4 protein-coding genes, 2 tRNA genes, 1 rRNA gene and 1 pseudogene are annotated in these 13,273 nt (G+C 44.2%); 7 read left to right on the top strand and 1 reads right to left on the bottom strand.

Annotation, left to right across the window (positions count from 1 at the left end):
• Positions 1 to 44: 44 nt before the first annotated feature.
• A pseudogene (locus BTA31_RS23320) lies at positions 45 to 1,310 on the bottom strand (sensor histidine kinase); the annotation flags it as partial.
• An 803-nt stretch (positions 1,311 to 2,113) separates the two neighbouring features.
• On the opposite strand from BTA31_RS23320, the gene BTA31_RS11350 reads away from it, so the two are divergent.
• The 7 genes from BTA31_RS11350 to BTA31_RS11320 all read left to right on the top strand — a co-directional run.
• Positions 2,114 to 3,190, top strand: a complete 1,077-nt coding sequence (locus tag BTA31_RS11350; RefSeq protein ID WP_076791613.1) for a response regulator — start codon at positions 2,114 to 2,116, stop codon at positions 3,188 to 3,190.
• Positions 3,191 to 3,490: 300 nt separating this feature from the next.
• Complete coding sequence (locus tag BTA31_RS11345; protein ID WP_076791611.1) at positions 3,491 to 9,430, top strand: SpaA isopeptide-forming pilin-related protein; 5,940 nt, start codon at positions 3,491 to 3,493, stop codon at positions 9,428 to 9,430.
• Positions 9,431 to 9,524: 94 nt separating this feature from the next.
• Positions 9,525 to 10,157 carry a class A sortase gene (locus BTA31_RS11340; RefSeq protein ID WP_076791608.1) on the top strand — a complete coding sequence of 211 codons (633 nt, stop codon included), beginning with the start codon at positions 9,525 to 9,527 and terminating at the stop codon, positions 10,155 to 10,157.
• Between the two features lie 573 nt (positions 10,158 to 10,730).
• Entirely contained in the window at positions 10,731 to 12,152 is a 1,422-nt protein-coding gene (locus BTA31_RS11335) for a sugar porter family MFS transporter (RefSeq protein ID WP_076791606.1), read from the top strand.
• Positions 12,153 to 12,751: 599 nt separating this feature from the next.
• Positions 12,752 to 12,828: transfer RNA gene (locus tag BTA31_RS11330), tRNA-Arg, on the top strand.
• Between the two features lie 12 nt (positions 12,829 to 12,840).
• A tRNA-Gly gene (locus tag BTA31_RS11325) sits at positions 12,841 to 12,914 on the top strand.
• Between the two features lie 158 nt (positions 12,915 to 13,072).
• Positions 13,073 to 13,273, top strand: a 16S ribosomal RNA gene (locus tag BTA31_RS11320); the annotation flags it as partial.

Here is a 13,273-nt window from a genome sequence, read left to right as displayed (position 1 = left end):
AAATGAAATGCCGATCCTTTCCCTTCTTCCGATTCTACCCAGATCTCTCCATTTTGAAGCTGAACGAGCTGTCTGACGATGCTTAAACCGAGTCCGGCTCCGTCGTCTTTATGGTTTTTTGCTTGTTGAAAAGATTCGAATATCGATTGACGGACAGCCTTTGGGATGCCGACTCCGGTATCCGCTACCGTAATTTTGACCATCTTTTGATTGAGCCTCTCGGCAGAGAGCGTAATTTGTCCCTCCGGCGTATACTTGATGGCGTTATCAACCAGGTTGGTCATGATTTGCCGGAAGCGGTTTCCGTCAGCCAAGACGAGCGGCAGTCCGGATGGAACCCGGTTTACAATCCGGACATTTTTATTTTTTGACAACAGCCGGTAGAAATCCATTTCCGTACTGATCGCCGAATGGGTATCGACAGGAACGGCCTGAATCTGCAGCATGCCCTGCTTCATTTTTTCCAAATCGAGAATGTCATTCACGAGGCTGGAGAGCCTGTATCCCATGCGGATGACCAGCTGCAGATTTTCTTTTTCTTCCTCTATTATTCTTTTTCTTTTCCGTGCCAAAAGGGTCTGGCATATATTAATCATGCTGTTCAGCGGTGTTTTAAATTCATGTGATGTTTTGGCGATAAACTCGTCTTTTAATCGATTCATTCTGAGCAATTTCAAGGATAGCACTTCATTCTCGCGGAATGCGCCTGCGAATTGCTGCGCCATCATCAGAACAGCCGCCAGCAAAGCGATGATCGACGGCACGGCATAGAGCGAGCTGAATGAAAAGCCTCTTTTGCCACTGTAGGCAGAAACGGTCGTTAAAATGACGAATGCGCTCATCGAGATCGCTGCAATCGTAAGATAAAGGCTGCCTTTCATTTTCCGAAGAGCGGAAATCGCAAACACATACGTAATATAAATCAAAGTCGTGACGGCAAGAACGGAATGCAATATATATGCGAGACGGTCTGTAAAACCCCAGGATATAAAATCAATCATCAAAACCAGTACAGAAAATGAAGTCGCGGCGATCATCCATTTTTTTGAAACGATTTCTCTGTAAGCGAAATAGAGATAGAGAAAAACCGCGATACTGACAAGCACCATTGTGGTCGCCCTCATTACGCTTAAAGCTGAGAATGAAATAGACGGAAAGAAAAGAAAGATGATTCGTTCTCTTCCGATTAACAGCACAATGACCGAAAAAAGAAGACACATCGTCGAAAAAAAGAATAAGTGCTTATCCTTTTTTCGATGCAGGAAAAAGCCGAGAAAGTATAAACCGGTAATGAAGAATGCCGTGATCATGCTGGTTTCATTAAAAAAAGAAATTTTGCTTTGGTGTAAAATGTGCTGCTGCGTTCCGAAGGTAATCGGTTTTTCTATCCCCCATGAAGGTGTTTTTTTGAAGTTTGAAAATTGCACAATCAGCTCGTTGTCCCCGCGGCGAATTTCGAAAAAACTCGTATATGGCCTGTTTTGCGCCGTGAAATTCGCTTTGCTTGCAGGGGTTCCGCTCTGTCCAATCAATTTGCCGTTGAAATAAATTCGGTTTGCGCTGTTAATAAAAGAGGTGCTGATTCCGAACATCTCATTGTCTTGCTTTGACCGGATCGTCAGTCTGTATGTACCGTAATCCACGTTTTTTCCTGAATCGGTAAGTTTGACATTGTTAGGCACATCGGAATAAATGGGGGCTTTTCCTTTGCCTGAATGGATGGCCTTTGGCGAGAGAAGCTGGTTTCGGTATAGTGTCCATTCTCCGGTGAGCGCGATGTTCCCGTCTTTCTGAAAATCCCATGTTTCCAGATTGATGTTTCCTTGCTTCGCTTCAGGGTAGTTTTGATCGGACAATTGATTGTTAATGAATAAGAAAATAAAAAAGAAGCCGGCATAGCCGAGAATAATCGAAATGAAAACAAATAGCTTTTTCAACATCAGCACTCCTCATTCCACCTGCTGCAGTCTTGTCGAATCTTATGAATATTGTACTCTTAAATGTTAATAAACGACAAGATTAAGAAAATGAATCCAACTAAATAGTGCCATAGACATGATATAATCATTATAATAATTTCCAGATGATTCGATGAAAATGGGGTGGGTGTGTCGTGAAAGCGTTAATTGTGGATGACGAGGAACTGGCATTGCTTCATTTTAAAAATATGCTTGAACGAACAAATTGCTTTCGATCCATTGAAATGTTTCAAGATCCGGCTGATGTTCTGGAGTATCCGGATATTCAGGATATAGACACGGTGTTTCTTGACATTGAAATGCCGGGGATCAACGGGATTGAGCTCGCTGAAGCGATTCAATCGATGAATGAAAACATTCAGGTTGTTTTTATCACGGCCTATAACGATTTTGCCATAAAAGCGTTTGAATTAAATGCGATAGATTATTTGCTCAAACCCGTCGATTACGTCCGGCTCGTGAAGACGGTTGAACGGATCAGGGAAAACAGCTTGCTAAAGGCTTCAGCGGAAAATGCCGGAGGGGACTATTTCATCCAATGTTTTGGGAGTTTGCAATTTTACAAAACGGAGAAGGATGTCAAAACATATATACCCGTTAAGTGGAGAACGTCCAAAGCCCGCGAAATTTACGCGTATTTGCTTCATCACCACGGCCATGTGATCAGCAAAGACGTGTTGATCGATCTGTTCTGGCCGGATCACGATGTCTCTAAAGCAAGCACCCAGCTATATACGGCGATTTATCAAATCAGAAAATTAATCGAAAGGCTTCCTTTCGTCCAATCCATCGAGAAGACTGACACAGGATATGTCCTCCGGATTTCCGGTGTAAAAGTGGATACTGACGAATGGGAAAAGTCGCTGAAAGAGGCTCCTCCAATCCATATGGCGACGATCAACCGAGACATGGAATTGCTGCTTGCATATGAAAACCATTATTTTATGGAACACGGCTATTTGTGGGCAGAATCGGAAAAGACGCGGCTTGCCCGGATATGGCTTGGAAAAGCTTATGAACTGGTCGATTTCCTTATTCATGAAAAAGACTATCGCCGGGCGCTTGATATATGTCTGCTGGTCGAGAAAATCGAACCGTTCGATCATAAAATCATCCAATACAAGATGCAGCTGTTTAATAAAACCGGGAATGTCGAAGGAGCGATCAAGGAGTATGAACGCTACAAACAAATGAAGGACAAAATGAATTAAAAGGTAAACATGAGGACCGGATCAGCCGGTCTTTTTTTTATGCCATTTTGAGCTTACATGCCGATGTTCAGAAATTGTATAGTTCCATCCCATACAATGTAGTTTGGTTCGGATGATGTCAGCTGACATAAAGCAAAATTCATACCCGCGACATCTTGATTACCGCCGCTAAACATACAGCAACGATTTTAAAAGCCTGTCATTCTGCAAATAGAAAAAAATTTTCAGGAGGGAGGCCGTCCTTTTCCAGGCACAATCGATCCGTACACAAAAACATTATAAAAGGGGAGGAATCACAATTTGAGATCGAAAAAATATTCGTTCAGCCTCAGCAAAAAAAGAGGACTGAAATCATGTTTGGTCACTTGCCTGGCATTGTATTTGATCTTCAGTCAAGTTGTCGGCTTTACGCTGACGGCAGTGGCTGCCGGAACGTCAACAGGCGGCAGCGTGTTTTTTGATTCAGTGACAATCAAAAACAGCGAAGGTCAAACGGTTGACGGCTCAAAGGGAGACGAACCAGCATTAAAGCCGGGTGACAAAGTGACACTCACATACGAGTGGTCGTTAAAAAACGATGAAAAAGCCGGCACCGAAAAAAGTTTTACTGTAGAGGTACCTAAAAGCTTCGAATTCGTTCAGGATGCCGAGGGAGATGTGAAATCGGCAGATCAGCAGATCATCGGCAGCTATCAAGTGAAAGCGGACAGCAACATTTTTACCGTATCTTTGAACAGCTCAGCCGAGGGTTCTGCCGGGGCAAAAGGGTCCATCACACTGTCAGCAAAGTTTGCCGCAGATGTGAAAAGCGATACAAAAACGGTCACAGCTCTCTTTCAACTCGGAGCAGGCAAGACGCAGCAAGTGATCATACCTGTGAATACAGGCTCCGAATCTGAAACGGCGAAAAATGATGCTCCGTCATCTGAGGACGATCAGGCAGCAGCAGACGATCAATCAAAATCTTCAGGAGGACAGGACCAAGAGGAAGCGAAGACAAAAGCATCTGCCGACGCTGAGAGCAGCGATTCAAAACCGGCAGCATCTTCAAGACTAGCAGCAGCCGGAAGACTTGCGTCCGGCGGCAATCAAATCACCCAAAATATTTTAACCGGCGTGACGCTGACAGATGAGCACGGAAAGCCTTATGACAAAAGCAACCGAGCCGACACGAATTCGCCGGCAAAAATTTCAATCACTTGGGACATCCCGAATGAGCTCGGAAAGACGATAAACGACGGTGATCGCTATGAATTTGATCTGCCTGAAGCTTTTATTATGTACAACGATATTCCGAATCAGCCATTAAGCTCAGACGGCATCACGTACGGCTATTTTTCAATTGATACAAAAGGCCATGTTGTGATGACGTTTAACGGCGAAGTGAAAGAAGATTCGAATGTCAAAGGGACATTGTTTGTCAATACGCAGTTCAACGCGCAAAAAATAAAAGGCTCGACGACTCAAAAGATTCCTTTCCCGGTGAAATCAGACACTCCGGAAGTAACGGTTTATTTCAAACCAAAAGTAAGCAAAACCATTGATAAATCCGGAACTTTTGATAAAGGCATCAACCCGGGGCAAGTCACATGGACAGTCGACCTCAACAAAAAATTGGATCAGGTCAAAAATGCCAAGCTGACCGAGAACTTTCCGGAAGGATTGACCTATCGTTCTGTCAAAGTTTATCAGTTGGATGTCAACATAGATGGTTCAGTCAGCCAAGGAGATGAAGTTCTGTCAGGCTACACCGTAGACGCAAATGGGAATGTCACATTTGACGGTGACATAGATTCGGCTTATCGCCTGATCTATGTGACGGACATCGATGACTCCGCAAAACCGAACGAAGGCGGAGACGCTGCATTTACGAACAAGGCAACGTTCGGTGGAGACAATCTGGAACCGGCTTCTGCAGAGGCCTCTGTCACAGCCAAATACGGGAAAATGATCGAAAAATCGTCGACAGGTTATAAAAGCGATTCACAGACTTTCAGCTGGACGATTTTATATAACTATGGAGAGAAAAAGATTGACGAATCCAAGGCGAGCATAACGGACTCGTTTGGTTCCGCTGATTTGCACCTTGTTTCTGATTCTTTGAAAGTGATTCCGATTTCTTTCAATCAAAACGGAAGTGAGCAGGCGGGAACGCCTCTAACGGAAGGCAAGGACTATACGCTCTCCGATACTGGAAGCGGGTTTGAAATCAAATTTAACCAAAATGTTACCGGAGCTTACAAAATCACGTATCAAACCGAGGTCAACAGCGGAGTGATCATCGATAAATCAACAACATATACGAACACCGCAGTGACTGGAACAGGGGAATCAAAGAAAGCTTCAGGTACAGCCATTCAGCAGAATTTGATAAAAGGCTATTCAAACATTGATTACCAGAAGAAAACGGTCGATTGGACGATCACAATCAACAAAAACAACTACACGATGAACAATTGGAAGTTGGATGACAATTTCGAAAGCGGCGGGCTCACGCTCCTCGACGGATCATTCCGTCTTCAGGATGTGACGAATAACAAAACGCTTGAAGAAGGCAAAGACTACACATTGACAATAAAACCGGATCATGAAGGTTTTCTCCTGGAACTCATCGGAGATTATGCGACAACAAACAGCCAGTTTAAGATCACGTATACGACGAATATGAATGCCGACTTTTCCAACGAAAATGTCAAAAACACGGCTGAATCAACCTGGACTGATCACAGCAGCACTGAACGCAGAAATAAGGAAACGAGCAGTTTCACGCCGAATCGCCAGACATCCCACAACGGCTTCAAAAACGGCTCATACAACGCTGTTACAAAAGAAATCACGTGGAAAATCGGCCTCAACTATAATGGAGAGCCGTCAAAGAATCCTTATATTAAAGATTCTTTAGCAGATGACCAGCAATTTGTTAAAGGATCAGTTATCGTGAAGAGCTATGCAGTCAATAAAGACGGTTCCATCACAGAAGGAGACATCTTGCCCGCTTCCCAATATGATGTGGAAGAGCCGTCGGCTGACAATAAACAAACTTTGACTGTCCATTTAAAAACGGACGATTCCGTCCCGTATCTTATTGAATTTAAAACATCGCTTAAAGGACAGGTCATTAAGCATGAACCTTACACCAACAAGGCGACATACCATAATGCCGGATATTCAGAGCGTGAGTTGACGGCATCCGTTTCGGTCGCAGACGGAGGAAGCCTCGTTTTCAAAGGAGGCAAACAAAACGGTGGTTATGTCGATTGGAGCATCAATGTCAACGCGAGCCAGTCGGTATTGGAGGACGTAAAAGTCACCGATACTCCGGATACCAACCAAATTTTAGCTGAAGATTCTTTTAAGGTTTATCAGGCTAAATATGATGAAAAAGGTGCAGTCAAAGACAGCAGCGGAAATCTTGTCCCAGATGATGTTCAGCTTCAGAAAGGCGAGGACTATACACTGGATATCAAGACCGACAATGCAACAGGTGAACAATCATTTGTCCTGAAATTTACAGGCGATTACAAAAAAATCGACCGCGCCTATGTTATTCAATACCAATCATTGATCAATATTGCCGGCACGAGCGGCCATGTTAACAACAAAGTGTCGATTTCAGGAACGAATGTTCAGGAACAGACCCAGGAAAACAACAGCTCGGTCTTTGTTGCCGTTTCAAGCGGCGGCGGTTCAGGTTCAGGTGAAAGAGGAAGCCTGACAATCCTTAAAACGGGAGAAGACGGCACACCGCTTGCCGGAGCAGATTTTCAATTGCGGACAAAAGATAATGAGCAGCTCCTGCGGACAGGAACGACTGACGACGACGGCAAGCTGACATTCGGCAATATCCGCTACGGCACTTACATTTTAAAAGAAATCCAGGCGCCTGACGGATATACGATCAGCGACGCTTATGCAGACGGGGTTTCCGTTGAGATTAACAGCAGCTCTTCCAGTGCCGGGGCGCTTTACAAAGTCGTGAACGAGAAGAATAAGGTGACGCTTATCAAACAAGACGAACAAAAGAATCCTTTGGAAGGAGCCATGTTCAAGCTGGAGAAAAAATCCGGGGATGGCGCCTTTACGACAATACGTACGAATATTAAGAGCGACGAAAACGGAAAAGTTGAGATCAACGGTTTGCCGCCCGGCGATTATCGTTTGCTGGAAACGAAAGCGCCTGAAGGATATCTCGTAAATACAAAAGAAATCAGCTTCTCCGTCAAAACGAATGATAAGAATCAAGTGCCTGACGTTGATTTAGGAACATTGATCAACTATAAAGGCAGAGCACATTTAACGAAAGAAGATGCAGAAGGCCGTCAATTAGAGGGGGCTGAATTCAAGCTCATCGATCATGAAGGCAAAACCGTTCATGAAAAGCTCACCTCAGATCAAGACGGGAAAATCGCGGTATCTGATCTTGCGCCGGGCCGCTACGCCTTTGTCGAAACAAAAGCGCCCGAGGGCTTTGTGTTAAACAGCAAGGAAATCGAGTTTACAATATCTGAATCCGCTGAAGAAAAACCGGAATCCGTGGACGCAGGCACAGCCGTCAACTATAAAGGTTCGGTTTATCTGACAAAAGAAGATGCGGAAGGCCACACGCTGAAGGGTGCTGAATTTAAGATCGTTGATCATGAAGGGAATACCGTTCATGAAAAGCTTACTTCTGATGAAGACGGGAAAATCGCAGCTTCAGGCCTTGCGCCTGGCCGCTATGCTTTCGTGGAAACGAAGGCGCCTGAGGGCTTTATGTTAAACACCGATCAAATAAAATTCGCCATCCCGGGCTCAGCTGAAGGGAAACCGGAGCCGGTAGATGCAGGCGCAGCCGTTAATCATAAAGGCTCGGTTCATTTAACAAAAGAAGATGCGGAAGGCAGCAAGCTTGAAGGCGCCTTCTTTAAGATCGTAGATCAAAACGGGAATACCGTACAGGAAGAACTGGTCTCAGATCAAAATGGAACCGTTACTGCTTCAGATCTGGCGCCTGGGCGCTATGCTTTCGTAGAAACGAAAGCGCCCGCTGGTTTTGTATTGAACAGCGGAAAAATAGAGTTTCTCATCCCGGATTCCGCTAAAGGAAAACCTGCACATGTCGATGCAGGCACAGCTGTCAACTACAAAGGTTCGGTTTACTTGCAGAAAAAAGATGAAGACGGCAATGGATTAGAAGGAGCCGTGTTTAAAATCATTGACAGCGATGGCAAAACGGTCAGAGATGATTTGATCTCAAAAGAAGGCGGCAAAATCGAGGTTGCCGGTTTGGCGCCGGGAAGCTATCAATTTGTTGAAAAACATGCTCCTGACGGCTACCTGCTGTCAACAGATCCGATCCCGTTCTCCATTACCGGGGAACACGAAGGTGAGCCGAAACAGGTTGAACTGACGGCTGTCAACAAGAAAAACAGCGTTATCCTCACAAAAGTCGGCAAGGATGACAAGAGCGCCGGACTTCAGGGGGCGGAGTTCAATTTGACAGATGAAAATGGCAAGGTGCTGAAAACCGGTTTGGCAACAGGCGCCGACGGCCGGATCACAGTGTACGGCCTCAAGCCTGGTAACTACCAGTTTGTCGAAACAAAAGCGCCTAAGCATTATCAATTGGATGAAACGCCAATATCGTTCACAGTCAAAAATACTGATACAAAGCCAATCGAAATGACTGCTGAGAACCAATTGACACCGGGCGATGCGAAACTGACGAAAGTTGACCGCAACGATAAAACGGCCGTTTTGAAAGGAGCCGAATTCAAACTGCTCGATGCCGATGGAAAGCCTGTTAAAGCCGCAGGCAACGGGAAAAAGCTGCCGGCAGTCTGGATTACGGATCAAAACGGGCAGTTCACAGCGGAGGGATTGGCACCTGGGCGCTATCAATTTGTCGAAACGAAGGCGCCTGACGGTTACAAGCTGGATGAAACACCGATTCCTTTTGAAATTAAAAAAGGACAGACAAAACCGGTCGAGATCATCGCGTCCAATGAAAAACTGAAAACGCCGGCTGTTGACAAGGGCACACCGGACCGCAACCTGGGGGGCCCTAAAACAGATAACAAAGGCACATCGGACAGCATTTCGAACGGAGATCCTAAAACAAATGACAACGGTCATTTGAAAGATACGCTTCCGAAAACCGGTGACACAGACAGCATCATTCCAATCATGATCGGCATCCTGCTGATTCTGTCTGGAGGAGCCTTCGCTTTCTTCACAAGAAAGAAACAAAGAAAGGCGTAAACGAATCATTGAAGCACCTGATCATTGGTCAGGTGCTTTTTTAAAAAAACGGCATTCATTCATTTGACATTAAGGTTAGAAAGGACTGTGAGGCATGTATAAAAAAATGATCGTTGCCGTGCTTGTCATATCAGGTATACTCTTCGTCTTATCTCCTTTCATTAAAGAAAGCATCATCATCAATCTCAGCAAGAATAAAAGTTTTGAATTGACTGCTGAACAGGCGGAACAAAACAATGCGCAAAAGGCGTCATTTGATTTTGACGCGATTCAGCCGCCTTCTTTTATCGAAACAGTAACAGCCGGTCTCGATCGTGAGTCGAAAGCGGTCATCGGCCGGATTACGATAAGCAGCGTCAATATCAAGCTGCCGATATTGAAAGGCACAACCAATCAAAATCTTCTTTACGGAGCGACAACAATGCGTCCTGATCAGAAAATGGGTGAAGGCAACTACCCGCTGGCCGGACATCATATGAAGCGGGAGAGCCTCTTATTCGGCCCCCTTATCAACATTGAAAAAGGGGATACCGTTAAAATCACAGACTTTAAAAAAGACTATATATACGCTGTAACGTCCAAACAATTCATTTCTGAAATGGACACAGATGTGATTCAAGAGACGAAAGAAAAGGAAATTACGCTGATGACATGTGACAAAGCCGTGAGAACCGAAGGACGCCTTGCGGTTAAAGGAAAGCTGATTCATGTTGCTATTCACAGATAATTGAAATGTCCGCTGCTGACAGGCAAAAATACTGAGGGGGAGCCCCTTGGTATTTTTTTATTGGGACTAAAATTCTACACGTCACAAAAAAGTGACAAAAAGATCACTATAAAATGACAAGAGTGAAAAAATGCTGATAAATAATAAAAAAAGAAAATGAAGCCATGTGAATTGGCTGTAATTCCTATCGTTTCGCAGTTAATAGCGCTTTTTCTCAATAAAAAAAGATAAATTTTCTGAAATTTATGTTGACTGAAAGCGCTTTTAAAATTATGATAATATCAGACCTAACAAAGATGTACCAAAAACATCACTATAACATAACAATTTATTTAAACGGAATACAAAATGAAAGCGATTCCAAAATATTCCGTTGGGTAATTGGTTGTACGGAAGCTTCAGCTTCCATCAAAATAAAATTTTCAATTTTCTGTTAAGGAGGGGTTGTCGGGACGAGACTTCAAAAGTTAGATATGAGGCTTTTAGGAAAAGAAATGAGCTCCTATTAAGGATGTTTCGAAAACCTTTGGAAATAAATCAATTTTCATGTAAACAAAGGCGGGGGAAATCAATATGAATGAACAGGGAAATCAGAAATCATTTTTGCGTACTATTATTTTAGTCTCGACATTCGGCGGGCTTCTATTCGGATATGATACCGGAGTGATCAACGGAGCCTTGCCTTATATGTCTGAAGGAGATCAGCTGAACCTGACTGCATTTACAGAAGGGCTGGTCGCAAGTTCGCTTCTCTTGGGAGCTGCATTGGGAGCAGTGTTCGGCGGAAGGCTCTCCGATTATATTGGACGCCGCAAGAACATCATTTTTCTAGCTGTACTTTTCTTTTTCTCGATGCTTGGATGTACCCTTGCACCTGATGTGACGATTATGGTCATCTCTCGGTTCCTGCTCGGAGTTGCTGTAGGGGGAGCATCTGTTACGGTACCGACTTACTTGGCTGAAATGTCACCTTCAGAAAAAAGGGGACGAATGGTTACCCAAAATGAATTAATGATTGTCTCCGGACAGCTCTTGGCATTCACTTTCAATGCCATCCTTGGAACCACAATGGGCGATTCTTCCCATGTTTGGCGTTACATGCTGGCCATTGCCGCAGTCCCGGCTGTATTCTTGTTCTTTGGTATGCTGAGAATGCCCGAAAGTCCGCGCTGGCTTGTCTCTAAAGGGAAAAACGAAGCGGCGCTGGGTGTTCTGAAAAGAATCCGCGAGGAAAAAAGGGCACATTCGGAAGTTGCTGAAATCGAATCTGCAGTCATGAAAGAATCGGAAATGAAAAAAGCGAATTATAAGGACCTGGCTGTTCCTTGGGTGCGCCGAATCGTATTTCTCGGAATCGGGATCGCCGTCGTTCAGCAGATTACCGGTGTAAACTCTATCATGTATTACGGAACAGAAATTCTCAAAAATGCCGGATTTGAAACAAAAGCTGCACTTATCGGAAATATTGCAAACGGTGTCATTTCAGTTTTGGCGACATTCGTGGGGATTTGGCTTTTAGGGAAGGTTGGACGCAGACCGATGCTGTTGACCGGTTTAATAGGGACGACATCAGCTTTGCTGCTGATCGGCATCTTCTCAAACGCCCTTCAAGGTTCAGCTGCTCTTCCGTATGTCGTACTTGCGCTGACTGTAACCTTCCTTGCGTTCCAACAAGGCGCCATTTCTCCTGTGACATGGCTGATGCTTTCTGAAATATTCCCGCTTCGCGTGCGCGGCCTTGGGATGGGCGTCACTGTGTTTTGTTTGTGGATCGTCAATTTCTTTGTCGGATTTTCGTTCCCGATACTGCTTGATGCGATCGGGCTATCATCGACATTCTACATTTTTGTCGGACTTGGACTTCTTTCCATTGCATTCGTGAAAAAATTCCTTCCTGAAACAAAAGGTCTCACGCTTGAACAACTTGAGCATAATTTCCGCAACTACAAATCGGAAAAAGAACAAAGCGATGCTGACGTTAAAATCAGCGGGTGACAATTTGAATTGTTAAGGGGCATGCGGGTGGAGTTATAGATAAAGTATTTGAAGTTTGCAGGCAGAAATCTTTACGTAACAAAGATTTCTGCCTGCATTTTTGTATATGTTGCGCAAAAGTAATGTATCCGGAGGCGTCTTGAGGATCTCTTAAAAGCAGTTCTGAAAATAAAAGCTTCATTAAATGACCGTGAAAGAGTAATGTCGAGGTTAATGATATATAGCTTCGGTTCCGTATATTTCTTGATGAAGTGGGGAACATTCAATAAAACATCACATAAGATGAAAAGGTCCAGTGAAACGTCATCTAATATGAATGGATGTAAGCATTATTTTTTTAGAGGTATAAAAAATGAAAAAAGGTGTTGACGGATGAGTTGGAGACATGGTATATTATTATTCGTCGCTGAGACAACGAAGTTACAGCTTCGAAACACCGATATGATATTCATCATTTAAAAGGGTGTACAAAAACCTTAAAATGTGTATAATGGATAAAGTCGAAACGAAAAAGACTTCATTCTTTCGGTAGAAAAACTTCAAAAAAATTCTTGACTTTAACTGATATTCATAGTATTATAGTTAAGTCGCCTGATGAAGCGCCCGTAGCTCAATTGGATAGAGCGTTTGACTACGGATCAAAAGGTTAGGGGTTCGACTCCTCTCGGGCGCGCCATATATTCGCAATGCGGGTGTAGTTTAGTGGTAAAACCTCAGCCTTCCAAGCTGATGTCGTGAGTTCGATTCTCATCACCCGCTCCAATTTCAGGATGATCTTTGAAAACTAAACAAGACAAAACGTACCTGTTAATTCATTTTTATAAATCGCACATGTGAGTGTGCGTAGTCAGGGGCCTGCACGATGCAGGTCATGCAGATGTTGTCACAGGATGTGACGAACTTAATCTGCGCTCCATTATTTCATGGAGAGTTTGATCCTGGCTCAGGACGAACGCTGGCGGCGTGCCTAATACATGCAAGTCGAGCGGACCGATGGGAGCTTGCTCCCTTAGGTTAGCGGCGGACGGGTGAGTAACACGTGGGTAACCTGCCTGTAAGACTGGGATAACTCCGGGAAACCGGGGCTAATACCGGATGCTTGATTGAACCGCATGGTTCAA

Source organism: Bacillus haynesii, assembly GCF_001969855.1.
GTDB lineage: Bacteria > Bacillota > Bacilli > Bacillales > Bacillaceae > Bacillus > Bacillus haynesii.
This window is presented reverse-complemented; position numbering and strand designations above follow the sequence as displayed.